The 24,000-nt window shown below is 39.9% G+C and carries 25 protein-coding genes; 11 read left to right on the top strand and 14 right to left on the bottom strand.

All coding sequences use genetic code 11. The annotated features are described in order from the left end of the window. Positions 1 to 29: 29 nt before the first annotated feature. The 6 genes from mnmG to HMPREF2795_RS10915 all read right to left on the bottom strand — a co-directional run bounded on the left by mnmG (position 30) and on the right by HMPREF2795_RS10915 (position 5,084). Positions 30 to 1,946: a tRNA uridine-5-carboxymethylaminomethyl(34) synthesis enzyme MnmG gene (gene mnmG / locus HMPREF2795_RS05500; protein ID WP_000221901.1), complete on the bottom strand. Its 1,917-nt coding sequence runs from the start codon at positions 1,944 to 1,946 to the stop codon at positions 30 to 32. Continuing rightward, positions 1,936 to 2,367 (bottom strand): NUDIX hydrolase, encoded by a 432-nt coding sequence (locus HMPREF2795_RS05505; RefSeq protein ID WP_000989472.1) that lies wholly within the window; start codon positions 2,365 to 2,367, stop codon positions 1,936 to 1,938. The genes mnmG and HMPREF2795_RS05505 overlap by 11 nt, the downstream gene beginning before the upstream one ends. 8 nt (positions 2,368 to 2,375) lie before the next feature. Then, complete coding sequence (locus tag HMPREF2795_RS05510) at positions 2,376 to 2,831, bottom strand: NUDIX hydrolase (protein ID WP_000193654.1); 456 nt, start codon at positions 2,829 to 2,831, stop codon at positions 2,376 to 2,378. Positions 2,832 to 2,980: 149 nt separating this feature from the next. After that, a complete protein-coding gene (locus HMPREF2795_RS05515; protein WP_000485111.1) occupies positions 2,981 to 3,412 on the bottom strand; it encodes an SseB family protein in 432 nt (143 codons plus the stop codon). A gap of 22 nt (positions 3,413 to 3,434) precedes the next feature. Next, positions 3,435 to 4,556, bottom strand: coding sequence for a tRNA 2-thiouridine(34) synthase MnmA (gene mnmA, locus HMPREF2795_RS05520; RefSeq protein WP_001282933.1), 1,122 nt, complete (start codon positions 4,554 to 4,556; stop codon positions 3,435 to 3,437). A 321-nt stretch (positions 4,557 to 4,877) separates the two neighbouring features. Beyond that, positions 4,878 to 5,084, bottom strand: coding sequence for a hypothetical protein (locus HMPREF2795_RS10915; RefSeq protein WP_025171274.1), 207 nt, complete (start codon positions 5,082 to 5,084; stop codon positions 4,878 to 4,880). 889 nt (positions 5,085 to 5,973) lie between these two features. On the opposite strand from HMPREF2795_RS10915, the gene HMPREF2795_RS05530 reads away from it, so the two are divergent. Further along, complete coding sequence (locus HMPREF2795_RS05530) at positions 5,974 to 6,837, top strand: helix-turn-helix domain-containing protein (protein ID WP_001268140.1); 864 nt, start codon at positions 5,974 to 5,976, stop codon at positions 6,835 to 6,837. Between the two features lie 52 nt (positions 6,838 to 6,889). Here HMPREF2795_RS05530 and HMPREF2795_RS05535 read toward each other — a convergent pair whose 3' ends face one another. Further along, a complete protein-coding gene (locus HMPREF2795_RS05535) occupies positions 6,890 to 7,516 on the bottom strand; it encodes an aggregation-promoting factor (RefSeq protein ID WP_000843474.1) in 627 nt (208 codons plus the stop codon). Between the two features lie 241 nt (positions 7,517 to 7,757). Between HMPREF2795_RS05535 and sdaAB the strand changes: the two genes are divergently transcribed. Genes sdaAB through HMPREF2795_RS05550 form a run of 3 tightly spaced genes read left to right on the top strand, consistent with a single transcriptional unit; the run spans position 7,758 to position 9,975 of the window. After that, complete coding sequence (sdaAB, locus tag HMPREF2795_RS05540; protein ID WP_001191178.1) at positions 7,758 to 8,429, top strand: L-serine ammonia-lyase, iron-sulfur-dependent subunit beta; 672 nt, start codon at positions 7,758 to 7,760, stop codon at positions 8,427 to 8,429. Positions 8,430 to 8,437: 8 nt separating this feature from the next. Further along, positions 8,438 to 9,310 carry an L-serine ammonia-lyase, iron-sulfur-dependent, subunit alpha gene (sdaAA, locus tag HMPREF2795_RS05545; RefSeq protein ID WP_000500054.1) on the top strand — a complete coding sequence of 291 codons (873 nt, stop codon included), beginning with the start codon at positions 8,438 to 8,440 and terminating at the stop codon, positions 9,308 to 9,310. A 23-nt stretch (positions 9,311 to 9,333) separates the two neighbouring features. Further along, positions 9,334 to 9,975 carry an HAD hydrolase-like protein gene (locus HMPREF2795_RS05550; protein WP_000095106.1) on the top strand — a complete coding sequence of 214 codons (642 nt, stop codon included), beginning with the start codon at positions 9,334 to 9,336 and terminating at the stop codon, positions 9,973 to 9,975. Between the two features lie 86 nt (positions 9,976 to 10,061). Here the strand turns inward: HMPREF2795_RS05550 and HMPREF2795_RS05555 are convergent, their stop codons facing one another. The 4 genes from HMPREF2795_RS05555 to HMPREF2795_RS05570 form a co-directional block, all read right to left on the bottom strand. Continuing rightward, on the bottom strand, positions 10,062 to 10,478 hold the full coding sequence (locus HMPREF2795_RS05555; protein WP_007555228.1) for a DUF805 domain-containing protein: 417 nt from the start codon (positions 10,476 to 10,478) through the stop codon (positions 10,062 to 10,064). Between the two features lie 155 nt (positions 10,479 to 10,633). Further along, entirely contained in the window at positions 10,634 to 11,059 is a 426-nt protein-coding gene (locus HMPREF2795_RS05560) for a DUF805 domain-containing protein (RefSeq protein ID WP_000606342.1), read from the bottom strand. A gap of 263 nt (positions 11,060 to 11,322) precedes the next feature. After that, positions 11,323 to 13,173, bottom strand: coding sequence for a polysaccharide biosynthesis protein (locus HMPREF2795_RS05565; RefSeq protein WP_001035795.1), 1,851 nt, complete (start codon positions 13,171 to 13,173; stop codon positions 11,323 to 11,325). A gap of 69 nt (positions 13,174 to 13,242) precedes the next feature. Then, the gene (locus HMPREF2795_RS05570; RefSeq protein WP_001293884.1) at positions 13,243 to 14,073 is read right to left on the bottom strand and encodes a glycosyltransferase; all 831 of its coding nucleotides are present in this window, start codon (positions 14,071 to 14,073) and stop codon (positions 13,243 to 13,245) included. A 219-nt stretch (positions 14,074 to 14,292) separates the two neighbouring features. Here HMPREF2795_RS05570 and HMPREF2795_RS05575 point away from each other — a divergent pair, with 219 nt between their 5' ends. The 7 genes from HMPREF2795_RS05575 to HMPREF2795_RS05605 all read left to right on the top strand — a co-directional run bounded on the left by HMPREF2795_RS05575 (position 14,293) and on the right by HMPREF2795_RS05605 (position 21,046). After that, a complete protein-coding gene (locus HMPREF2795_RS05575) occupies positions 14,293 to 15,459 on the top strand; it encodes a CynX/NimT family MFS transporter (protein WP_000747392.1) in 1,167 nt (388 codons plus the stop codon). Positions 15,460 to 16,045: 586 nt separating this feature from the next. Further along, entirely contained in the window at positions 16,046 to 17,542 is a 1,497-nt protein-coding gene (locus HMPREF2795_RS05580) for a hypothetical protein (RefSeq protein ID WP_000879815.1), read from the top strand. 41 nt (positions 17,543 to 17,583) lie between these two features. Beyond that, positions 17,584 to 18,009, top strand: a complete 426-nt coding sequence (locus HMPREF2795_RS05585; protein WP_075228419.1) for a hypothetical protein — start codon at positions 17,584 to 17,586, stop codon at positions 18,007 to 18,009. Between the two features lie 173 nt (positions 18,010 to 18,182). Continuing rightward, the gene (locus HMPREF2795_RS05590) at positions 18,183 to 18,509 is read left to right on the top strand and encodes a PadR family transcriptional regulator (protein ID WP_000273853.1); all 327 of its coding nucleotides are present in this window, start codon (positions 18,183 to 18,185) and stop codon (positions 18,507 to 18,509) included. Beyond that, complete coding sequence (locus HMPREF2795_RS05595; protein WP_000198673.1) at positions 18,496 to 19,089, top strand: DUF1700 domain-containing protein; 594 nt, start codon at positions 18,496 to 18,498, stop codon at positions 19,087 to 19,089. Before HMPREF2795_RS05590 ends, HMPREF2795_RS05595 begins: the two co-directional genes overlap by 14 nt. Then, on the top strand, positions 19,082 to 19,990 hold the full coding sequence (locus tag HMPREF2795_RS05600; protein ID WP_001233681.1) for a DUF4097 family beta strand repeat-containing protein: 909 nt from the start codon (positions 19,082 to 19,084) through the stop codon (positions 19,988 to 19,990). The genes HMPREF2795_RS05595 and HMPREF2795_RS05600 overlap by 8 nt, the downstream gene beginning before the upstream one ends. An 87-nt stretch (positions 19,991 to 20,077) precedes the next feature. Continuing rightward, on the top strand, positions 20,078 to 21,046 hold the full coding sequence (locus HMPREF2795_RS05605; protein ID WP_000191314.1) for a DUF6574 domain-containing protein: 969 nt from the start codon (positions 20,078 to 20,080) through the stop codon (positions 21,044 to 21,046). A 158-nt stretch (positions 21,047 to 21,204) separates the two neighbouring features. Here the strand turns inward: HMPREF2795_RS05605 and HMPREF2795_RS05610 are convergent, their stop codons facing one another. The 3 genes from HMPREF2795_RS05610 to HMPREF2795_RS05620 all read right to left on the bottom strand — a co-directional run bounded on the left by HMPREF2795_RS05610 (position 21,205) and on the right by HMPREF2795_RS05620 (position 23,974). Further along, positions 21,205 to 22,062, bottom strand: coding sequence for a DUF4299 family protein (locus tag HMPREF2795_RS05610; RefSeq protein WP_000241129.1), 858 nt, complete (start codon positions 22,060 to 22,062; stop codon positions 21,205 to 21,207). Between the two features lie 122 nt (positions 22,063 to 22,184). Continuing rightward, the gene (locus HMPREF2795_RS05615; RefSeq protein ID WP_075228420.1) at positions 22,185 to 23,171 is read right to left on the bottom strand and encodes an oxygen-dependent tRNA uridine(34) hydroxylase TrhO; all 987 of its coding nucleotides are present in this window, start codon (positions 23,169 to 23,171) and stop codon (positions 22,185 to 22,187) included. Positions 23,172 to 23,299: 128 nt separating this feature from the next. After that, positions 23,300 to 23,974, bottom strand: a complete 675-nt coding sequence (locus tag HMPREF2795_RS05620) for a CPBP family intramembrane glutamic endopeptidase (RefSeq protein ID WP_075228421.1) — start codon at positions 23,972 to 23,974, stop codon at positions 23,300 to 23,302. Positions 23,975 to 24,000 lie beyond the last annotated feature (26 nt).

Below are 24,000 nucleotides of genomic sequence, written 5' to 3' on the forward strand. Positions count from 1 at the left end.
CTAGTTTGCTCTTTGATTTTCATTGAGTATTAGTCAGCCTTTTTTTCTAAGTTTTTTGAAATGCTACGATTTTTACCTTCCAGATACACCATCAAAATAGAGATATCTGCTGGGTTAACCCCAGAAATACGGCTAGCTTGACCGATGGTTTCTGGATTGATGAGTTTGAACTTCTGGCGAGCCTCAGTCGCAATCGAGTCAATATCATCCCAATCGATGTTGGCTGGAATCCGTTTTTCTTCCATGCGTTTCATCTTGGCAACTTGATCCATGGCTTTTGAAATGTAACCTTCGTACTTGATTTCTGTTTCAATCAATTCGATAATCTTGTCATCTAACTCTTCAGCAGCAGGTCCGATGAAGGCAACCACATCTTGGTAAGAGACTTCTGGACGACGGAGGAATTCCTTGGCAGTGACTGCATCAGTCAATGGTTTGAATCCCATCGCTTCAACCTTGGCGTTAGTTTCCTTGACCGGCTTGAGTTTGATGCTGTCTAGGCGTTTCATCTCATTGTCAAATTGATTTTTCTTGATCTCAAAGCGTGCCCAACGTTCATCATCAACAAGCCCAATCTCTCGTCCCATCTCAGTCAAGCGCATATCGGCATTATCATGACGGAGGATGAGACGGTATTCAGCACGACTGGTCAAGAGACGGTAGGGTTCAATGGTACCCTTTGTTACCAAGTCGTCAATCATCACTCCGATATAACCGTCGCTTCGTTTCAGAATCAACTCAGGCTTGCCTTGGATTTTCAGAGCCGCATTGATACCCGCGATAATCCCTTGACCAGCAGCTTCCTCATATCCTGATGTACCATTTGTCTGACCAGCTGTGAAAAGTCCTGAGATTTTCTTGGTTTCCAGAGTCGCACGCAATTGATGAGGCAAGACCATGTCGTACTCGATAGCATAACCAGTTCGCATCATCTCTGCATTTTCCAAACCTTTGATGGAATGTACCAAGTCACGTTGCACATCCTCAGGAAGGCTGGTTGAGAGACCTTGGACATAAACTTCTTCTGTATTGCGACCTTCTGGCTCTAGGAAGAGTTGGTGGCGTTCCTTGTCCGCAAAACGCACAATCTTGTCCTCAATTGACGGACAGTAGCGAGGCCCCACTCCCTTGACCACACCTGTAAACATAGGCGCACGGTGGAGATTGTTTTGGATAATCTCATGGCTGGTACCATTGGTGTAAGTCAACCAACATGGCACTTGGTCTTTGACATAATCTTCATCACGTGAAGTATATGAGAAGTGATTAGGCGCTTCGTCTCCTGGCTGAATCTCTGTCACATCGTAGTTGATAGAGGAAGCCTTGACACGTGGAGGTGTTCCTGTCTTGAAACGACCGATCTCGAGGCCCAATTCCTTGAGATTGTCAGCTAGGTTAATAGAAGCCAGACTGTGGTTAGGTCCTGATGAATACTTGAGATCTCCGATGATGATTTCCCCACGGAGGGCAGTCCCTGTGGTCACGATAACGGCCTTGGCAGCATATTCTTGATGGGTCGCTGTACGCACACCGACAACCTTGCCATCTTCCACCAAAATCTCATCAATCATGGTTTGACGAAGGGTGAGATTTTCTTGATTTTCAACGGTCTTGCGCATTTCCTTAGAGTAGAGTTCCTTGTCAGCTTGCGCACGAAGGGCACGAACAGCTGGACCTTTCCCAGTGTTAAGCATCTTCATCTGGATGTAAGTCTTGTCAATGGTCTTGGCCATTTCGCCACCAAGGGCATCCACTTCACGCACGACAATCCCCTTGGCAGAACCACCGATAGAGGGATTACATGGCATGAAAGCCAACATTTCAATGTTAATAGTCGCAAGCAAGACCTTGCAGCCCATACGGCTGGCTGCCAGGGATGCTTCTACCCCTGCATGTCCCGCTCCGATTACAATGATATCGTATTCTTCCGTAAAATTATAAGTCATTTCTTAACCTTTCAAAAATTTCTCGCAAATAAGGAACTAACTTCTCCTCCTCTAGAGCTTGATCCATAGTAACCCATTTAAAGTGTGTATGCTCTTCAGGATCTAATCTGATAATTGGCTTCTCCCCAACCCACTCCGCCTTATAAACTAAGCGAGTAAAGACAGTATCCTTAGAGGTATCCAGTTGACTATCTTCGTGAAGAAGTTTGAGCGAACTGCTATCTAGCCTAATTCCCGCTTCTTCAATGCATTCTCTAAGAGCTCCATCTCGCGGAAGTTCACCCTTTTCAACCCCGCCACCAGGAATATCCCAGTAAGTCGGATAAACGTTGGGTTGTCCTCTTTTAATTTCCGAACGCTGAATGAGTAAATAATCACCACCACTATGAACAAGTACATGGGCAATAAGCTTAACCATCATTTTCTCTCCTATTCGTTAAGATGGATGTGTCGTAATTGTCCGTCCCAATCTGGTAGGGCTGTCTTTAAAAAGGCTGGAACCAGCTGAATATCCTCAAGCTTGTCCAAGTCAATCCACTCACAGGGTTGCGTTTTCTCATCTTCCTGCATGGTCAACGGGGCATCTTCAAGCAAATCCACTAGATAATGAAACTCGATATTGTGATAATAGACACCGTCTTGTTCAAAACGATTTTCAACTACAAAAGCTAGTTGCCCAGCTTGAGCTTTGACACCCAGTTCTTCCCTCACTTCACGGACTACCGCATCTTCCGTTCTCTCATTGACTTGAATCGCACCACCAATAGTGTAATACTTGCCCTTGTCTTTGGTAACTAGAAGCTTGTGATTTTGGACAATCAAGGCTGTCGCCCGAACGCCAAAAACAGTATTTCCCACTTTTGTCCGAAAGTCTTGTTGAGTCATTTTTATCCTTTCCCTTAAACGACACAAAAACAGTCAAAACTCCAAAGAAGTGCAGGACAAAAAAGCCTGCAACATCCATGAGCTTTGACCATCATTTCTATTGCTTTTATTATTGTAGCAAAATGAGAACATTTGTCAATCTAAATGTACTATGATTGGCGAATTGCTTCAAAAGCTCCTTGGTCAATCTCAACTGGGTCAGAGAAAGCATCCAGAACAATCCCTCTCACAGGAAAACTCTCTATCCCTTCCGCTGCAAACAAACAGTCCGTAAGAGATAATTGCAACCAAGAAAAGCGGTCGTAATAGTCTTTGGGGATGTCTTGAGTTTCTGAGAAGCAAGGATAAAAGTAGTCATCTCCCTTTTGCAGAATATCCGGCTTTAGGCGAGCACCTTCTTGTCCGTCACTCCCATCCATCAGAGAAGGATTGAAGGGAACCCAGACTTTAGCCTGCTTCAATTCCTTAAACAAGGCCTCTATCGACTCTGTCGTTTTCTCCCTCAAATACTCTTTTTTATAGTCCGAAAGAGTCATTATCTTATCTTTTTTAGGCGTTTTCTTCTTAAAAAATTGAAACATTCTCATTCCTCTTAGAACATCTTTAAATGTATTGACAAACCTTGCCATCACGGTAGGCATTGTCAATCAAGCCACCACCGAGACACTCTTCACCGTCATAAAAGACAACTGCCTGTCCTGGTGTAATGGCGCGTTGCGGTTCTGCAAAAATGACCTCTGCCTTGTCTCCTTTGACATGAACCGTTACCTTCGAGTCAGGCTGACGGTAGCGGAATTTAGCCGTGCATTCGAGCGTAAATTCCTCTGGCATGTCACGAGTAAAATGAACTTGACTAGCCTCAAGACTGGTTGACATGAGCGAATCATGGTAGAAACCTTGGCCGACATAGAGGATATTCTTGCTTAGATCTTTTCCGACAACGAACCAAGGGGCATTATCCCCACCGTGTTGACCACCGATACCAAGTCCTCCACGCTGACCAATCGTATAATACATAAGGCCTGCATGCTCACCCATATCGCGACCATCTACAGTCATCATACGACCAGGTTGGGCTGGTAGGTAATTGCTGAGAAATTCTTTAAAATTCTTTTCTCCGATAAAGCAAATCCCTGTCGAGTCTTTCTTCTTAGCAGTCGCAAGTCCTGCTTCTTCAGCTATTTTTCGTACTTCAGGTTTTTCCAAATGTCCTAGTGGGAACATGGTTTTTTGGAGTTGTTCTTGTGAAAGTTGGCTGAGGAAATAGGTCTGGTCCTTGCCATTGTCCACGCCACGAAGCATGTGAACGATGCCATCCTCATCACACGCTACTCGAGCATAATGCCCCGTCGCTACATAGTCTGCACCCAAGGTCATGGCATAGTCCAAAAAGGCCTTGAACTTAATTTCCTTGTTACACATCACATCTGGATTTGGTGTGCGTCCTGCACGGTATTCCGCTAGGAAATACTCAAAAACTCGGTCCCAGTACTCTTTTTCAAAGTTGACAGAGTAGTAAGGAATACCGATCTGGTCTGCCACCGCAGCCACATCCTTGTAATCTTCGGTCGCCGTACAGACGCCATTTTCATCTGTGTCATCCCAGTTCTTCATGAAGATACCGATCACATCATAGCCCTGCTCCTTGAGCAAAAGAGCCGTCACCGACGAATCAACACCACCACTCATCCCCACGACAACACGTGTTTTAGAGTTATCACTCATGGTAAGTCTCCCATCTATTCGTTTATTCATACCCTTCAAAATTCTATTTATTATGACTTTCAATAGAATTTCTTTGAGTATAGTCTTTTCGTTTGCTTTTAGGACTAGGCAACGAGTCGCAGGCATAACTCGAGTTAGGTAAGACGAGTTAACAAAGTAATAAAAGATAAACGAAATGACTAGTTCACGATTGAAGGTCGTGTGTGCTTCACGATTGAAGGTCGCTTGAGCAGTTTTCATTATAACATGCTTGGTTGGAGAAGACAAGAAAGAGGCTGATAATCTACCAACCTTTGGCATAAAACACTTTTTCATTCCAAACTATTCTTTATAGAAAAAACTCCTATAAATTCGAGCAATAGTTAAAATACAAACAAATATAATTCCCAAAATAGATAATACTATTTTCACAAAACTCATTTCAGAACCTATAACATATATATGAAAAAGAGGGGCTAGTCCTACACATAGAGACAATAGATAACTAATAAATCTTATCTCACCAATTCCTGCAAAAAAATGTTTCATTTTAACTATCCCAATTTTACCTTTCATCTTTATAATCCACTAACAAATCTATTGACTTCTCTTTTTTTTGAAAAATCTTGATAGCAAATTTACTCCACTTAAAGACACTAAGATTTCAATCGTCAGAATTTCTCCAAGAAAAAATGCAAACTGACAAAATTCCTGCTAAAACACTATACTCCTAGCAAATAGAGAGTCAGCAAAAATAAAACAACCGAAATTGGCAGAAAAGCAGCTCGATTTGTTTTACAAAAAATGGCATAACAAAGACTACCTATCGAAAACGTCATAATAACTTCAATAGTTATCTTTAGAGCAGGGTAATATATATTTTTAATAAAAAGAATTAAAAGGATAAAAAATACCAATGAACAAAGAACGGATTTGATATAAAATTTTAAATGAATCATAATTTATTTTTTAGATTCTACCTACTATAGATAAAATCACCTTTCTTATTTTCTTCTCATGATATCCACTTTAATGTCTTGATTAGAACTTCTATGAATATAAATATGGTAAATGAAAAATCAGGATTCTAACTAAAAGCAATTGATGAAATAAGCAAATCTTACAGCAAATTAAATTTATCCAGAAGCTCTCATGTAATGATTTTAAATCCTAATGAATCTAATCAATGCAGATTTTATTTTGACAGTAGTTCTATAACAACTCTAAATAACACTGGGGTTGCTAGAATCAAAACAACCCCTGCCACAAAGACAATGATTACCCGAAATAGATCTTTATTTTTACGCATTGAAACAACCTCCAATCTATTATTTTTTAGCTACATGATATCTCTTATTTACTTTCTATATTCTTATGATACAATATGTTTAATAGAATTCAATTTATTGTTAACTTTTTTCACGAAAAGGAGAACATCATGCGCTATGATTTCGGGAAAGTATATAAAGACATACGTGAGTCAAAAGGATTGACCCAAGAAGAGGTCTGTGGAAATGTCCTTTCAAGAACCAGCCTTTCCAAGTTTGAAAGTGGCAAGGCAACTCCCAAATATGAAAATATGGAGTTTCTTCTCCGTCAAATCAATATGAGTTTTGAAGAGTTTGAATACATCTGCCATCTCTATCAGCCGAGTCAACGGACAGAAATCATGCAAACCTATCTCAATACGAGTTCCATCTTTGGTACCAGTAGTCTAATCAATTTATTTGAAACATGCCAAGACTATCTCAAGATCCATCACGATCTCCCTATAGAGGAAATCAAAGATATGCTGGAAGTTGTCATTTATATCCGTCAACATGGAACAGGACAACTTTCAATCCAAGTGGAACAAACGGTCAAAAAGCTTTGGGAAAAAATTGAAAAACAAGATACATGGTATGAAAGCGACCTAAAAATCCTCAACACCATACTTTTTAGCTTTCCCATCGAACACCTCCACCTCATCACTGAAAAGATCTTGCAGCGCTTGGAAGAATATAAAAACTATCGACATTTATATGAATTACGAATGACAATCCTACTCAATCTGTCCACCATCTACTTGTACAATCAAGATAAAAATACCTGTCAACAAATCTGCTACACCTTACTAGAGGATGCCAAGAAAAAGAAAAGATACGATATTTTGGCAATCACTTATGTTCGAATAGGTATTTGCACTAGTAAGGATCATCTTATTCAAAAGGGCTTCTCCCTTCTGGAGTTAACTGATGAAACCTCAATGCTATCTCACCTCAAAAAGGAAGTAGAGACCTGTTATCAAGCAAAGGAAATATAAAAAAAGTCGAGGAGATCCCTCGACTTTTGCATCTTATTTTGTTCGTCAGTTCTTAGTACCAACCGTTGTTAAGCCAGAAGTTCTTAGCAGCTGTCCATGAACCGTAACGTCCTGCTACATAAGCGTCTGCTACACGTTCTTGGTTTTCTGCTGAGTAGTCACCGTTCAAGTATGAATCTGTCAATTGGTAACGTCCGATGTAACGTCCGTTTGTAGCTGTGTAGCTACCGCCTGATTCTTTTTGAGCGATCCATTCTTTAGCTTCTGCTTCAGATCCGCTTACAGTTGAAGTTGATGCTGAAGTTTCTGTTGTAGCAACAGTTTCTTCTGCTACAGTTACGCTTGCTGCTGGTGCTTCATAAGTTGTTGTTTCAGTAGCTGCAGGTGCTGCTACTGGAGCTTCTGCTGTCGCAGCTGAAGTAGTTGAAGTTGCTGGTGCTTCACCATCAATCACCAATACTTGGTCTACATAGATCAAATGAATATCTTTAATCTTATTTTTTTCTGCCAATTTTTCAACAGTTGTATTGTATTTTTCAGCGATTCCTGATAGAGTGTCACCTGATTTTACTGTGTAAGTTGTTGTTTCTTGTGCAAAAGTAAGTGATGGTGCAAGGAAAGCAAGCGCTGCTGCTACTCCTACAAGTCCTGTTTTAATTTTGTTAGTTGTTGATTTCATATTAAAAGATTCTCCTTCTTTCTTATATTTCCATCATACCCTACTATTATTACTGTTTCTTGACGGTTTTATGTAGAAATGTTACAAGACTATGTTTTATTTCACTTAAATAGCCTCTTTTTGTTACAAAAGGCTTGATTTTATAGGCTTTATGAGGATTTTAGATATTTTATCATGGAATTGAGCGCTTGCATCTAATCTTTGATATAATAGAGTTAAGAATCTTTTTAAGGGGAAACAGATGCAATCACTTCGTTTTCAATCTGTCTTTGATATCATTGGGCCAGTCATGATTGGCCCATCTAGTAGTCACACGGCAGGAGCTGTTCGTATCGGTAAAATCGTCTCTTCTATCTTTGACGATACTCCAACCGAGGTCGAGTTCCAGCTTTTTAATTCTTTTGCAAAAACCTATCGCGGGCACGGAACTGACCTAGCCCTGGTCGCTGGAATCTTAGGAATGGACACAGATGATCCAGAAATTCCAAATAGTTTAGAAATTGCCCACAAGCGTGGCATCAAAATTGTCTGGACCATCCAGAAAGACAGTAACGCCCCTCACCCAAATACTACGAAAATCACTGTTAAGAATGAGCACAAGACTATCAGTGTGACAGGAATTTCAATCGGCGGTGGTAACATCCAGGTGACAGAGCTCAATGGCTTTGCCGTATCCCTCAACATGAACACTCCTACCATTATCATCGTTCATCAGGATGTTCCTGGTATGATCGCTCACGTAACAGAGGCCCTCTCTCGCTTTGACATTAACATCGCCCAAATGAATGTAACCCGAGAAAAAGCTGGTGAGAAAGCCATTATGATTATCGAAGTTGATAGTCGCAACTGTGATGAATCTATCGAAGAGATTCGTAAAATTCCTCATTTGCATAATGTCAATTTCTTTCAATAGGAGAAAATATGTTTTACTCTATCAAAGAATTAGTCCAACAAGCCGAACTTGATTTTAAAGGAAATGTTGCGGAACTCATGATTACGACCGAGTTTGAATTGACTGGTCGTGAACGTGAAGAAGTTCTCCTTCTCATGGAACGCAACCTTGAAGTCATGAAAGCTTCAGTTGAGCTTGGTCTTAGTGAAAAGAAATCTCGTAGCGGTTTGACAGGTGGTGACGCTGCCAAGCTTGACCACTACATCAAAAAAGGAAAGACCCTATCAGACTTTACTGTCTTGTCCGCAGCCCGTAATGCTATCGCCGTTAATGAACACAATGCCAAGATGGGACTGGTCTGTGCAACACCTACTGCTGGTAGTGCAGGCTGCCTTCCAGCCGTTCTCACTGCTGCTATTGAAAAGTTGGATTTAACTCATGAACAACAACTAGACTTCTTATTCGCTGCAGGTGCTTTTGGACTCGTGATTGCTAACAACGCTTCTATCTCGGGAGCCGAAGGTGGCTGCCAGGCCGAAGTCGGTTCAGCTTCAGCCATGAGTGCCGCTGCCCTAACTCTAGCTGCAGGCGGAACACCTTATCAAGCGAGCCAGGCTATCGCCTTCGTTATCAAAAACATGCTTGGTCTCATTTGCGACCCAGTTGCAGGCTTGGTTGAAGTTCCTTGCGTCAAGCGGAATGCCATGGGAGCAAGTTTTGCCTTCATCGCAGCCGATATGGCTCTGGCTGGTATCGAATCAAAAATTCCAGTTGATGAGGTCATTGACGCCATGTATCAAGTAGGATCTAGCTTACCAACTGCCTTTCGTGAAACTGCTGAAGGGGGACTCGCTGCCACACCTACAGGTCGTCGCCTTCAAAAAGAAATCTTCGGCGAATAATTTCATCATTATGAGGAGAATCAATGTCATCTATATCTGCTATCTTTTTTGACTTAGATGGAACGCTAGTGGATAGTTCTATCGGTATCCATAATGGTTTCACCTATACCTTTGACCAACTTGGAGTTTCTAGTCCTGGTGCCAAAACCATTCGAGGTTTTATGGGGCCCCCACTAGAAACCAGCTTTGCTAGTTGTTTACCAGCTGAGCAGATAGAGCAGGCCATCCAGCTCTATCGTTCTTATTATAAGGAAAAGGGTGTTTACGAAGCCCAACTCTTCCCACATATCAAAGATTTACTCGTAGAACTAGCTGAGCATTATCCTCTTTATATCACTACTACGAAGAATACACCAACCGCAGTTGACATGACTAGCAATTTTGGGATTGACCACTTCTTTGATGGCATTTATGGTTCAAGCCCTCAAGCCCTACACAAGGCTGATGTCATTCGTCAGGCTCTGGAAACTCATCATCTAGCGCCCGAAACAGTCGTTATTATCGGAGATACCAAGTTTGATATGATTGGTGCCCAAGAAACTGGCATTAAAAAACTAGCGGTAACCTGGGGATTCGGTGAGGAGAAAGACCTCATGGGCTATAATCCTGACTGGATTGCTCACCACCCGGCAGACATTTTACAGCATCTACAATTAAAACGTTAAACAAAAGACTCCCAGCCTAAAAGTTAGGTTTGGGAGCTTTTTGTCTGATCTTAATGAGGAGAATGACATTCCCCGTACTCGTCCAATTATTCAAAAGGGGAAACTTCTTCGCTTTCAACTTCTTTAGGTCTATTGATTGTTACTATTTCTACTTCCTTACTTGGCATGGCTAGCAGAACTAATAGAGCAAAACGTCCGACCATTGGAACAAAGTGAAGGAAGATAAAGGCCCAGTGGAAACCTCCATCACGCAAACGGCGAATCTTTAACGCTAAAGTAGGCAACAAAAGGAGTAGAGCCAAAATGGCATAAATACTGACAACCAATATAACTAAAGTAAAGTTCAGAGCAGGACCTTGGTTTATCTCTTTATTGAAGATAAGGATATACAGGGGTAGGAACAAGATATGATTCATCAGCCAAACCCACCAATATTCTGGACGTGTTGAGCGTCCTACAAAATCTACATAACCTATTAAAAAATTTATATAAGCCCTAAACAAGATATTTCTCCTTTTTAACAACTGTATACTATAAAGTAGACTCATTGTTATAAAACACTCCCAAATCTATTTTTAGATATGGGAGTGTCAGATATTTGCTTAACAATATAAAGAAAACTCTAAAACAGTTTCACTTGTAAAAAAACATAAACTTCTTAGTTTTTGTCTGATTCTTCGAATGGTGAAACTTCTACCACTTCTTCAGTTTCATTGATGGTTACTACTTCTACTTGTTTCGTTGGCATAGCTAACAAAACTAAAAGAGCAAGAGCTCCAACCATCGGAATAAAAATGATAAAGATTAGAGCCCAGTGGAAACCAGCATCACGTAGTCGACGAACTGTCAATGCAAGTCCAGGTAAGAAAAGTGCTATACCGAAGATCATATAAATAATAGCAATTCCACCCAAGGCCATAAGAGCCGCCTCATTTCTTGGATTTGCGAGTGCCTTAAAATATACTGAGTAAAAAGGGACAAGGAGAATCATATTTCCTAGCCAAATCCACCAATACTCTGAGCGTGTTGAACGGCCTGTAAAATCTACATAACCTTTAAAGAAATTCTTATATGCGTTAATCATAAGTTACTCCCTATTTTTTTAATTCATACGAAATGAAAATGAAAGAGCAAATTAGAAAGTTCGTTATAAACCATATCTAAGTACAGTCAAACGATGCAGACCTCATTTACTTTGATTTTCAAATAGTATAAATTTAGTTTACCATAAATATTCAACAATGACAAGTTTGTTCAAAAAATTGGTAAAGGAGTAGCTGTTATTAATAAAAGGTATGATTCCACTTACCTCTAACATGAAGCTAGGAATCATACCCTTTTTCTTTTTTAATGAATGTGAGTTGTTTCGTTAGCAAAACCGATAATAGCTTGCTTCAACTCTGAACCTTGCAAGGCACGGAATTCTTCAATCTTTTGATTGATAACTTCAAGTGGCATGACATTAACCTTACCAACAAAAATCTTATCCATGACTTGATTATCAACTAATTCAGTAGATACCAACAACTCCTCATAGAGTTTCTCACCTGGACGAATCCCCACTTCTACAATCGGAATTTCATTTTCAGTACGCCCGCTGAGAAGAACCATTTTCTTGGCCAAATCATAAATCTTAACTGGTTTGCCCATATCAAGGATAAAGACTTCTCCATCTTTAGCATAAGCTCCTGCATGGATCACCAAACGGCTAGCTTCTGGAATGGTCATAAAGTAACGAGTCATACGGAAGTCTGTCACAGTCACTGGACCACCCTCTGCAATCTGACGCTCAAATACTGGAATCACACTACCACGGCTACCAAGAACATTTCCAAAACGAACCGCACAATAGGTAGATTGACTACGTTGGTTGAATCCTGTAACAATCAACTCTGCCACACGTTTGGTAGCTCCCATTACGTTTGGTGGATTAACGGCCTTATCGGTCGAAATCATAACCATCTTCGGTACCTTAGCGGCGTCAACTGCCTTGGCAACATTGTAAGTTCCGAGGATATTATTTTTAAAGGCTTCTTTTGGATTACGTTCCATCATTGGCACGTGCTTATGGGCAGCAGCGTGGTAAACAATGGCTGGTTGGTACTGCTCAAATACTTGAAGCAAGCGATCGTAGTCTTGGATGTCTGCAATCACAGGAACATAGTCAATTCCTTGGAAGCTACGAATCAATTCATGATAGATCAGATAAATAGAGTTTTCCCCATGCCCCAAGAGAACCACGCGCTCTGGATTAAAGCGACTAACCTGACGGCAAATCTCAGACCCGATAGAACCTCCTGCACCTGTCACCAAGATAGTTTTTCCAGTAATTTCTGAGCCTAGGCGTGACTCATCTAGTTGAATTTCTTTACGTCCCAAAAGGTCCGTAATATCGATTTTTTGGAAACCACCTACCTGAGGATGCAATCCTTGTACAACTGACTCAATCTTGGGCATCTTATAACACTTCAAGCCAAGTTGGTTACACATTTTTAGGATACGCTCATACTCTGATGGATCGAGAGAAGGAATCGCAACGATAACTTTTTCAATCTGATGACGTTTAGAGAGTTCTGGCAACTGTTCATAAGATCCTAAGACTGGGATTCCACCTAGTTTTTGACCTTTTTTCTTTTCATCATTATCCAAAATACCCACTAACTCAAGATCACTCGTAGGATGTTGGTAGCTGTTCATAAAGAGAGCTCCACCGTCTCCCGCACCAATCAAGAAGGTACGACGATGTTCCCCTTCTCCATCACCCTTTTTGCGTCTTGAATAGATCAACTGCCAAGTAATACGTGGGAGCAAGATCAAGAAGGTGCTGAGCAAGATAAAGAGAACGATGAAACGCACAGAGAATAGTGGCAAGAAGGCATAGCAAAGGAGATAGGACAAGACACTGCTGACACTTACTCCAATGAATATCTTCATAAAGTCTGTGATTTTGCTATAACGACTAATGCTAGCATTGAGCCCCCAGAATCCAATCATGATTTGATAGAAAAGGAAGGTCAAGCTTGTATAGATGACATAGTCCACAGGAGCTGGATTGATCAGTCCATAAAACAAGATATAAGAAACAATAATTGAGGAAATCATGCTGGCAGCATCAAAAATCCCCCAAAAGACTTGTTTCTGTTGTTTATTTAATACTTCAACCAGATCAATTACATAATCTGTCATTTTTTTATTCATGTGAATGGTATCCTCCTACACAAAATCACATTTTCTAGTAATTACAAGACATTTTTTAAAACTAATTAGCTATTTACTTTTTCTCAATAGTTTTAAAAAGATAAACTGTCGGACAAAGCCTGGACATAGGGCAACGACAACTTGGATTAAAACACTTTTCAGATATTCACCATAAGAAATCTGTCCACGCGCGTGCATTCTTTGACGTGCCTGGCGATAGAGTTTAAGATAGCGAAGGCCACCACGGCGTTCAAACATCCCTGCTCCCACGCGTACCTTACAAAGAATCTGATCCACATTCCCAGTCCGAGCACCAGCACTAATCATATTAAGCCAGAGCAAATCGTCTTCCATATAGAGCCCATCTTCATAGTTACCTGCCTTGAGAACCATCTCTTTTTTAAACATAACCGTCATATGATTAAAGGCACTTCTCATACGTTGGTAGGCGATAATCTCTTCGTGCTTAGTCGGCACACGACGGTAAGAAACAATTTCATCAGGTTGATCGATGAATTCTGCGATATGACCACCTAGCAAGTCCAAGTTTTCCTTTTCCATCAAGTCAAACTGCTGTTCAAAACGATCTTCAACAGCGATATCATCAGTATCCATACGGGCAATGATGTCATACTGGCACTGCAAAACACCATACTGTAGTGCCAAGCCCAGGCCACGGTTTTGTTCAAGTGGACAACGTTTAATTGGAATACTTGACTGTGCTGTCAATTTATCCAAAACTTGATATAGTTCAGGTGTCAATGGACCGTCTTCAACGATAACCACTTCACTAGGCTTAAGCGTTTGATGTAAGATACTCTCTACCGCTTCTTCTAGAAAGGTAGGATTTTCTTTGATATAGACTGACATCAAGACACTAAATTTCCGATTTTCAGACACAGCAGTTCTCCAATGTATAGATTTTCTTTCACTATTTTATCACAAATTCCCAGACTTTCCTATTTTTATTTGAATCCCAGAAAAAAACTAGTAAATCTATCCTTCTTTTTCCCCCATGATTTCGCTCAACTAAGGAGCGGATTTTCTCACACCATCTTGACATCTATTGGAAAAAGCCTTAAAATAAGCTGTTATCAAAATCAGTTTATTGAGGTTCACATGAAAAAACGATCACTCTTTTTTATTCTAGGAATTATCTTAATCGGAGCGGTCTTAAGAGCTCCTTTTACGGCCTTACCAACTGTTTTGGGAGATATTGCTCAAGGTTTAGGAGTTGAGGTCAGCTCACTTGGGGTTTTGACCAGCCTTCCTCTCCTGATGTTTGCTCTTTTCTCCTCTTTTGCGACACGTTTGGCTCAAAAAATTGGACTTGAGCATCTTTTCACCTATAGTCTCCTCGTCTTAACCGTCGGTTCAGTGATTCGTATCTTCAATCTTCCCCTTCTCTATCTGGGAACCTTACTCATCGGAGCAAGTGTCGCTATTTTTAACGTACTTCTTCCTAGTATGATTCAGGCAAACTACCCACAAAAGATTAGCTTCCTGACAACGGTTTATGTTACGACTATGGGAATCGCGACAGCACTAGCTTCCTACCTCTCTGTACCCATTACTCAGGCAACATCTTGGAAGGGGCTGATTCTCTGCCTGTCCATGGTCTGCCTGCTAACCTTATTGGTCTGGTTCCCCAACCATGGCCACAATCATTTTCTAGAAGGGCATGAAGAGAAAAAAGAAAAAGAGAATATCCTAAAAAGCAAGCAAGTTTGGGCTATTATTGTCTTCGGTGGACTTCAGTCCCTACTCTTCTATACCAGCATGACCTGGTTACCAACCATGGCCATCAGTGCAGGGCTAGCTCATACGGATGCCGGACTTCTGGCTTCTATCTTTTCACTAATTAGCATTCCCTTCTCCATGACCATTCCAAGTTTAACAACGCGTTTGTCAAATCGTCACCGTCAAATCATGTTAACAGTCATCTCTCTGGCTGGTATGTTAGGAATTGCCATGCTTCTATACCCGAGCAACAGTTTCTTGTATTGGTTGTTTGCCCATCTCTTGATTGGTACTGCCTGTAGCGCTCTTTTCCCTTACCTCATGGTTTGCTTCTCCATCAAAACCAGCTCTCCTGAAAAGACGGCCCAATTATCTGGTCTTGCCCAGACTGGTGGTTACATTCTAGCGGCCTTTGGACCAACTCTCTTTGGTTACAGTTTTAACATGTTCCAGTCTTGGGTTCCAGCGGTACTGATTCTTCTAGTAATTGATATCATCATGACAATCGCCCTCTTTATGGTGGATCGAGCGGATAAAATCCTTTAAAAAATTTTAGAATTTACTACAATAAACTCACTTTTCAAGCTAGACATCTGTCTGGCTTTTTTCTTTTAAAAAGGTTTGAAAGGCCTCCTCACAAGACTTTCGTTAAGCTAAAACATGCTATAATATACCTAGGAAGATTTATCGTTTAAATTTGATAAAGAAGATCATGATGGAAACAACTTTACAATTTATCTCTCAAAGAAGTCGAAACTCTTTCAATTGAAGGGGATTGTTTTGCCCCTAAAAACATCCATGTAGATTCCTCTAACTTTTTAAATGATATACCATAGTTACGCTATTTCAACTTTTTTACTGGTATCCTAAAAAGTAAGGACGCAACTTCAATCATTAATCTGATAAAGCTAGAATATCTAACAATCAAACCTTCCAAGGAGGTTAACCTTTTGCATCATAAAATCCTTCAACTCCCAAAATTGAAGGATGGCTCAGTCATTGAGAAACCAGAAATCTACCTAAAATAAAATCTTAAAGAACTTTACTTGTTTTAACTCAATTACAAACAAGTATTTGTTTAAAAGTCTAAAAAGACTATTGAAAATGTAGTAACATTTAAGGAGAAATTTTTATGCTAGCAAAAGCAGGGGACGTCTACTGTGTTTACAATACCCATCTAAAAAAATACATAGCTTGTCAGATAACCAAGATAGAAGAGGGAGAGAAAAAGCCTCAGGCTGTCCTGTTGTCATTAGACTGGTCAGGAGATCAACCTCTTACAGAAGAAGAGCTAGCTTCTTTGAAGCCACTCTATATAGATTTTATGTACTGGGATAGAGGCTTGCATCTGAGTAATGTTGATATTCATGTACCGTCAAATTATATTTTTATCGGGAATACAACACCATTAACAACCGAAAGCACAAACACATATGCTATGTTTTGGGGGAATGGTTACGATATTTATAGGCAACTGAAATGGCAAGAAATCCCAAAAGAAAAAAGAGATTTATTTAAGAAAGCAGATAAAAGCAAGGAAAAGGTTTCATTTGCAGGGAATGACTACCGTATTTCTAAACACAATATTAATGACGAGTGGACGCCTTTTGAAGACGCATTAGAATTAAAGGTCTTCCCTTGTTTATCTAAGTTAGAATTAACTAAATGGCATAAAAATATATATGAATATTTACAGTCGACTCCTTTTATTACAGAACTAGTTCTTGAAAATCATGGACAAACAAAACTGGATTTTTCTAAGACATCCATACATCGACTTTCCATTGATTTGACAGGTGTAGAGGAACTTAGATTGAATGATGATTTGGAGGAGCTACTCTTATTAGGAGACATGAGCGACAATTGTCAGATACTTGTAAAAAACCATGGAGCCAGCTTACGATTACACCTTGACAACTCTCTACCCAAGGTGCTGGGATTAAAGGATTTGGGAGCCATCCATTGTTCTAACATCCTCGAAATAGACTTTGCACAAATCTTGAATAACTATCCAAATCTTAGGGAATTGAGATTGTGGGGGAAACCTGGTCATATTCTTAATTTCCATAAATTATCAGAGTTAAAAGAGTTAATCAATTTTTCAACCGTTGATTTGTTTGGCTTTACTGCAGAGGATATCCCAAAACCAGCAGATTTACCTCAATTAAGCATGTTTTGGATGAGTAGCTTACCAGAAGATGCAGCTAAAGTAGCCAAAAAATATTATAAAAAACTGCAGGACAAAGGACTGAATCTTTGGATAACAAAACCGAGGAAAGCTGAATGGCTAGCCCAAAACCTAGATAATCCATTTCGCTCATGGGATGGACAAGAGAATATTTCAACCGCAAACGCAAAAAAAGCAGCCTCTCTATATAGAAAGACTAGAGCAAGTGTTAGAAAGCTTCTAGAAAACCCCAACGAGGACACTATAAAACACATAGAAGCCCTCATAAGAGAGTATACTCAAGGTTTCAATAAAATGGACAAACGTAACTGTTTTATTGAAACAATCGAGAGAGAGGATATCTATGATGCCCTGGTCGAGATCTTAGATTTACTACCTAAAGATTTAGGAATGGACAAAGAAAAATTTATAGAAATCTTTGATGAGCTAAAGGATTTTTAAATGAGAAGCATTTCTAGTTCATTCCTGAAACGGAGATTATCATGACTAACTTTATACAGACTATCACAGTAGAAAATCGGCAGGTCGACAAAGAAAATTACTTTACAATTGGCTACTCTCCTGAGATAGAAAAATCTTTACTGTGTGTTTATATTTCTTGGATTGCTGGTTACGAACGCTATTACGAGTTAGATGACGGAGATTTGGATCTCTTTGAAAGCAAACGAGAGGCATTTCTCAAAAAATATGAAAAAGAAATCAAGGCTTATCGAACTGAAAGATTGATTGGTTCTGGGGCTCTGAGGGATTACAATTTCAGATCTTTGCCTGAGAATATCCTAGAAAACTTGGATAGCTATCCTCCATTTAACGGATATGTCTATCAAAACGGCATCCTCTGTGCCAAAATCAAGATTGAAGACAAGTATTTTTATCTTCCGCCCATTTATGATGAGGATTGCAGATAAGCATTGCCTCAAAGTAATGCAAAACAGCCTCTAATCTTCTAGTTTTTACTAGGAGATTTTTTATATATAAAAATTTTACACATATTGCTTGACAAGGCTTACATTTAGATGTATGATGTATGTGTAGAATAATTATATATAAAATTTTTACATACTAAAAAAGGAGGTGCCCCATGTATTTTCCAACATCATCGGCCTTGATTGAATTTCTCATCTTGGCCATCCTAGAACAAGGGGATTCCTATGGTTATGAGATTAGCCAAACCATTAAACTCATTGCCAAAATCAAGGAATCTACCCTCTACCCCATCTTGAAAAAACTGGATACCAACCGCTATCTGACTACATACTCTCGCGAATACCAAGGTCGGATGCGCAAATACTACTCCTTGACAGAAATCGGAGAGGAGCAACTCTTTGTCCTTCGAGAAGAATGGACACTCTACACTGACACTATCAACGGCATCATAGAAGGGAGCATTCGCCATGACAAGAACTGAATATTTGAATCAGCTTGAAGCCTATCTGATGAAGCTGCCTCAATCTGATCGTATCGAAGCCATGGACTACTTCAAAGAACTCTTTGATGATGCTGGGCCAGAAGGTGAGGAGGAGCTTATCGCTAGCCTGGGAAGTCCAAAAGAAGCTGCCCATGATGTCCTGACTACACTTCTTGATAAGAAAATCAACGAAGAAAATTCCAGCAAGAACGACCGCCATATTTTACGCATCGCTCTACTAGCCCTTCTTGCAGCTCCTATCGGAATTCCGGTCGGAATTGGTCTTCTCATGGCTATCATCGGGATTTTTATCGCTGCTGTCAGCGTACTTATAGCCTTCTTTGCTGTATCAGCAGCTGGAATGGTTCTCGGAGCTGTTCTCCTATTTGAAAGCTTCTACATTCTGGCGGAATCGACATCTGCTTTTATTCTGATTTTTGGTGGAGGTTTACTAGCTATCGGAGCTTCATCCCTAGTCTTGCTAGCAACTTCCTATGTGACCCGTTTCTTTGGATTACTAGTCCTTCGACTTATCCAATGGATTCTTAATAGAGGAAAGAGAGGTGAAAGACATGCGTAAATGGACAAAAGGATTTCTTATCTTTGGTGTTGTTACTAGTATCATTGGTTTTTCCATGATGATCATCGGGATCCAAACAGATGGTGTCAGAAGCCTCCTTGCAATGTCTCAAAATCCAGTATTTGAAAGTCGAATGGAAGAACTCGTTTTTGATCAAGATATTGAAAATCTAAACATTTCACTAACAGAACATTCGCTCGTCATTACGGAGTCAAGCGATGATAAGATTCACATCCAGTATCATCCAACCATCTCTGAAAAAGAAAATCTTCAACACTCTATCAAAGAGAAAAGTCTTGAAATAACTGACACCAAGTCAACTACACGTCGCTCTATAGGTTCTAGTATCGAGGGTATTCTCTATATCGCAAGCGGAATTTCTAGTCGCAATGATGAAGTTGTTCTCTCATTACCAAGAGGAAAAGACTTAAAAAATCTAACTGCCCAGGTAAACCATCGTATCCTTTCAATTGCTAATGCAAAACTCAGCAATGCCAAGATTCTGTCAAATGGATATCTCCTTCGTATCACTGATAGCGAGATTAAAAATAGCCAACTAATCACAGTTGGAATTGTCAATGTATTTGAAACCAGTCTAACAGATAGCCGCATTCAAGCAGACCATGAACATATCAAGGCAGACGATATCCAAGTGCATGGTCGAGTGGAATTCGAGGCAAGAAAAGATATCTCACTCGAGTTATCTCAGAAGGAACTTGATCGAATCAATCTTGAATTTTCTGCTGAACATGGTGATATCTATCGTTGGCATCGAGACAGACGTGACATACCTACGGGAGGTAGTAAAGGTGAAGCATTAGCGAACCCTTACAAAACAGAAAAAAAAGATACGCAAGATCTCCTCGTCGCAAAATCTAATCAAAGTATCTATTTCCCATAATAAGATTGCTTGCTTTCTTATAGAAATCATGAATAAAGACAACTAGTAGTTACTACTCAAAAATTAATCAAAAAAGGGAGGTCTATTATGACTCAAGAATGGTTTGAAAGTGCTGATTTCGAAAAAACAGCCAACAATGATAAAAAAGATAGCCCATCCGACTCAGTTCTCCTTGAAGAAGATTCAGAGACAAGAGAAGAGGCGCCAGTAGTTGAGGAAAATCCTCAAGAAAATCCTCATACCAATCCAGAAGATAAGGAAACTAGTGAGGAAACTGTAGAGACTGAAGAGATCGCTGAAAAATCAGAAAAGATAGACGAGTCAGAAGAACCTATTAAAGAAGCTTCTCAGAAAAGTCAATCTTTGGAAAGCCCGTTTTTACCAGATTCTGTATCTACCAAAACAGCGCTATTCGCAGTATTCAAAGAAGAACTGGCTGATCTTTGGTTTTGGCTACAAGGTGCCCTTAAAGAACCGACAACAAGCATTGATACAGATAAAAAACATAGTTATAATGCCTTTGCCCTGCTGACTATCTTTTCTGCTCTTAGTTTCTTCTGTGCGATTTATCATATCAAGCATAACTACTACGGCCATATGGCGGCTATCAACTCTCATGTCAGCGAGCAGTTCCCTTCACTGAATCTCTTTTCTATCTTCTCCATCTTGGTAGCGACAAGTTTATTCTTCTTTTCTATCCTTATGGGTGGATTCGTGGTTAAACGTTTTGTCAATCAGGACAATGACTGGACACTGGAAAAATCCTTGCAAGAGTACAGCAAACTCTTCGCCCTTCCTCTCCTGCTCACAGGTATTGCCAGTTTCTTTGCCTTCTTTAATAGTCTACGCTTTGCGGCTCTTCTCTGCCTCATTAGCATTGGTCTGGTACTTCTTGCCAACCTCTATACCATCTCAAGACCAAGTAAAGATAGCCAAACTGATCCCTTCTATCGCCTTCTCTTGGCATTTCTAGTTAACGGTGGTATCCTATTTCTCTTCTTCCTAGCAGAAATGACTCTGGTTTTTGAATATCTACGAATCCTAGCTTTTATGTAAGATAAAGGTAGCGAGATAGAAAGATTTTAGTTTTAGGGAATTATTACTATAAAATTTTAGAAATAAAAAAAGCGAACAAGACAGAATTCTGATAATCAGAAAACTAATCTTGTTCGCTTTTTAACTTTATATTTGGACTTTTACCCCAAATTTCTTTTTTATCTATTTGCTAAGGCTTCAAAATCCTCTCCTGAAACTGGTCCTACCTCTACTTGGTTGGCATCCAAATCCTGACAAAGTTCCTTTGGAAGAGCTTCTAAAAAGGCTTGGTAATCCAGTCTAGCTACTGCTTCGTAGTCTTCAGGCTTAGAACCATCTCCAGATATTTTCACCAAGTCAATCTCCCAGATAAGTTCCTTGCCAGCCAACTGCTCAACATAAGGCACGGGAACAACAGGACCTTTGGGCAAAATTGTCTTAACCCCTTGAGCCAGGTGATAGATGCCGTGGATCTTACCTTCACTATCTGGGTAGAATTTTGCACTTGCAGGGTAGGCATCTGACTCTTGAACCTTTTTGACTAATGCTTCAAAACGTGCCACTCCATCTTCTTCCAAGAAGCTTTCTAAGTCCTTCTTATCAAAGTAAATAGTTGATAGAATTCCTTGGCAGAAGGCCAAATGAGCAGCCTTATCCGCTAGATAGTTTTTAACAGTTTCTCGGAAATAGTCTTCCAAGTCAAAGTCTGACAAACCTTCAACTGCTTCACCAACCTTGCTAGACAAGGCTTGTAAGAGAGCTTCTACAATCTCCCAGTCAGCTCTTGTAATCAAGTCAGGAATGATTACTTGGTAGCCTTTTTGAGCATCTGCATAACGAACTTTAAAGAGAAATTGAGACTTGCCTACGATTCCACACTCGATATACTCAAGGCGATTAAGTGGTTGACGGAGATAGACAGCATCATAACTATGTGACTCTAAGCCATCTACTAGGGCCAAGACTGACTTAGCTGTTAAAATCTCCTGTTGTCCTAAAATACTTTGTTTATTTGGAATAAAAAATGTTTTCACCATAAATGGTCTCCTTTGAAATCGTTTACATATAGTATACACCATTTTCCTGAAAGATGCAGAAACAAATTTAAGATTTTTTGGTCAAAAGCATAGAAAAACAGCCCGTCAGGACTGTCCTACTTTTATACAACTTCAGAATGATCCAAGTTCTCACCAATCGCTGCTAAACGCTCGATGACTTGATCTTGTGTCAATTCATGTTCCAAAACATAGCGATTACGTGGGTGAACACGGCACTCGTGCGAACAGCCACGGAGATACTTGTCTTCATTCTCTTCTGATGCCAAGATACGGCGGTTACAGAAAGGATTACCACAGTTGACATATCGTTCACATGGTGTGCCATCAAACCAATCTTTCCCTACAATGGTTGGATTGACATGATTGACATCGACTGCAATACGTTCGTCAAAGACATACATTTTCCCATCCCAAAGTTCCCCTTGAACTTCTGGATCTTTCCCATAAGTTGCAATTCCGCCGTGCAATTGACCGACATCTTTGTAGCCTTCACGGACCATCCAACCTGAGAATTTCTCACAACGGACTCCACCTGTACAGTAAACAACGACACGCTTGTCCATAAATTTTTCTTTGTTATCACGGACCCATTGTGGCAACTCGCGGAAGTTGCGGATGTCTGGACGAATAGCCCCACGGAAGTGTCCAAGGTCGTACTCATAGTCATTACGAGTATCAAGGACAACTGTATCTTCGTCTAGAAGAGCTTCTTTAAATTCCTTTGGAGACAAGTAAGCACCTGTTGTTTCAAGAGGATTGATGTCGTTATCAAAGTTATCATCCTCTAAACCAAGGTGAACAATTTCCTTTTTGTAGCGAACAAACATCTTCTTGAAGGCTTGCTCACTTTCTTCGTCAATCTTGAACCAAAGGTCTTCCATACCTGGAAGGCTGTGGACATAGTCCATATATTTTTGCGTAGTCTCATAGTCACCAGAAACAGTTCCGTTGATCCCTTCGTCAGCAACTAGGATACGGCCCTTGAGGCCGATTGACTTACAGAAAGCCAAGTGGTCTGCAGCAAATTGTTCCGCGTTTTCGATTGGAACATATTTATAGTAAAGTAAAACTCGAATATCTTTTGACATTTGCTTCTCTTTTCTAAGATTAAATTATCAGAATTTTTCATTCAACTATACCAGTATACTCTCCCAAGAAAGCGAATGCAATTTATTTGACCGAAAAATGAAAACAAGACCCAGTTTCAGATCTTGTTTCAGCTAAATATTCGATGAAGAAAGGTTAACAAAAATGGTAAGGTAGCTACGATATTATTAATCACATGGACTGCATAGCCAGGATAGATACTCTTGGTATAACGAATTAAACCCGCACAAAACACTCCAAATGACGAAAAAACAAGAATATCTAGAAAATTGGGAAAGCTTGAAACGTGAGGAAGAGCAAACAAAACCGAAGGAAGAATCAGGTCAAGCCCAAATTTCGAATCTTTAAAAAAGGCATGTTGGAACAAGCCCCTATATATCAACTCTTCCATCAGAGGACCTAGGAAAAATAAGGTCAAGTAGAGACCCAACTCAGCAAAATTTGTCCCGCTATAGCCGATTAGTACAGCCCACCCTTCAGAAGTTGATTGTACATGTCTCGCAGTTTGAAAATTAAAAGATATGGAAAGTACAGTTACGAGAATCGTCAAAACTGTATACCAAAGCCATTTTTTCTTTGGAATAACAAAAAGATATCCATGTCCTGTCTTGACTAAAATACCTATCATAATGCCAATAAAGGCAAGACTGATAAGATTTCGAATCCAGAAAAAATTGCCAATCTGAGAAGAAAATTTCCAATAGTTTTGGATAACAAGAGTCAACTGAGAAAGCCCATATACGAAAAATAAGTAGGATAAGATTGCACTAGTTTTGAAAATAATACTCTTCGAAAATCAAATTCAAACCA

The sequence above is a fragment of the Streptococcus sp. HMSC056C01 genome (assembly GCF_001811305.1).
In the GTDB taxonomy this organism is placed as follows: Bacteria; Bacillota; Bacilli; order Lactobacillales; family Streptococcaceae; genus Streptococcus.

Bases quoted from the DNA above. Each gene is read 5' to 3' on its own strand.
- mnmG (WP_000221901.1), bottom strand. From the start codon at position 1,946: ATGACTTATAATTTTACGGAAGAATACGATATCATTGTAATCGGAGCG.
- HMPREF2795_RS05505 (WP_000989472.1), bottom strand. From the start codon at position 2,367: ATGATGGTTAAGCTTATTGCCCATGTACTTGTTCATAGTGGTGGTGAT.
- HMPREF2795_RS05510 (WP_000193654.1), bottom strand. From the start codon at position 2,831: ATGACTCAACAAGACTTTCGGACAAAAGTGGGAAATACTGTTTTTGGC.
- HMPREF2795_RS05515 (WP_000485111.1), bottom strand. From the start codon at position 3,412: ATGTTTCAATTTTTTAAGAAGAAAACGCCTAAAAAAGATAAGATAATG.
- mnmA (WP_001282933.1), bottom strand. From the start codon at position 4,556: ATGAGTGATAACTCTAAAACACGTGTTGTCGTGGGGATGAGTGGTGGT.
- HMPREF2795_RS10915 (WP_025171274.1), bottom strand. From the start codon at position 5,084: ATGAAACATTTTTTTGCAGGAATTGGTGAGATAAGATTTATTAGTTAT.
- HMPREF2795_RS05530 (WP_001268140.1), top strand. From the start codon at position 5,974: ATGCGCTATGATTTCGGGAAAGTATATAAAGACATACGTGAGTCAAAA.
- HMPREF2795_RS05535 (WP_000843474.1), bottom strand. From the start codon at position 7,516: ATGAAATCAACAACTAACAAAATTAAAACAGGACTTGTAGGAGTAGCA.
- sdaAB (WP_001191178.1), top strand. From the start codon at position 7,758: ATGCAATCACTTCGTTTTCAATCTGTCTTTGATATCATTGGGCCAGTC.
- sdaAA (WP_000500054.1), top strand. From the start codon at position 8,438: ATGTTTTACTCTATCAAAGAATTAGTCCAACAAGCCGAACTTGATTTT.
- HMPREF2795_RS05550 (WP_000095106.1), top strand. From the start codon at position 9,334: ATGTCATCTATATCTGCTATCTTTTTTGACTTAGATGGAACGCTAGTG.
- HMPREF2795_RS05560 (WP_000606342.1), bottom strand. From the start codon at position 11,059: ATGATTAACGCATATAAGAATTTCTTTAAAGGTTATGTAGATTTTACA.
- HMPREF2795_RS05565 (WP_001035795.1), bottom strand. From the start codon at position 13,173: ATGAATAAAAAAATGACAGATTATGTAATTGATCTGGTTGAAGTATTA.
- HMPREF2795_RS05575 (WP_000747392.1), top strand. From the start codon at position 14,293: ATGAAAAAACGATCACTCTTTTTTATTCTAGGAATTATCTTAATCGGA.
- HMPREF2795_RS05580 (WP_000879815.1), top strand. From the start codon at position 16,046: ATGCTAGCAAAAGCAGGGGACGTCTACTGTGTTTACAATACCCATCTA.
- HMPREF2795_RS05585 (WP_075228419.1), top strand. From the start codon at position 17,584: ATGACTAACTTTATACAGACTATCACAGTAGAAAATCGGCAGGTCGAC.
- HMPREF2795_RS05590 (WP_000273853.1), top strand. From the start codon at position 18,183: ATGTATTTTCCAACATCATCGGCCTTGATTGAATTTCTCATCTTGGCC.
- HMPREF2795_RS05595 (WP_000198673.1), top strand. From the start codon at position 18,496: ATGACAAGAACTGAATATTTGAATCAGCTTGAAGCCTATCTGATGAAG.
- HMPREF2795_RS05600 (WP_001233681.1), top strand. From the start codon at position 19,082: ATGCGTAAATGGACAAAAGGATTTCTTATCTTTGGTGTTGTTACTAGT.
- HMPREF2795_RS05605 (WP_000191314.1), top strand. From the start codon at position 20,078: ATGACTCAAGAATGGTTTGAAAGTGCTGATTTCGAAAAAACAGCCAAC.
- HMPREF2795_RS05610 (WP_000241129.1), bottom strand. From the start codon at position 22,062: ATGGTGAAAACATTTTTTATTCCAAATAAACAAAGTATTTTAGGACAA.
- HMPREF2795_RS05615 (WP_075228420.1), bottom strand. From the start codon at position 23,171: ATGTCAAAAGATATTCGAGTTTTACTTTACTATAAATATGTTCCAATC.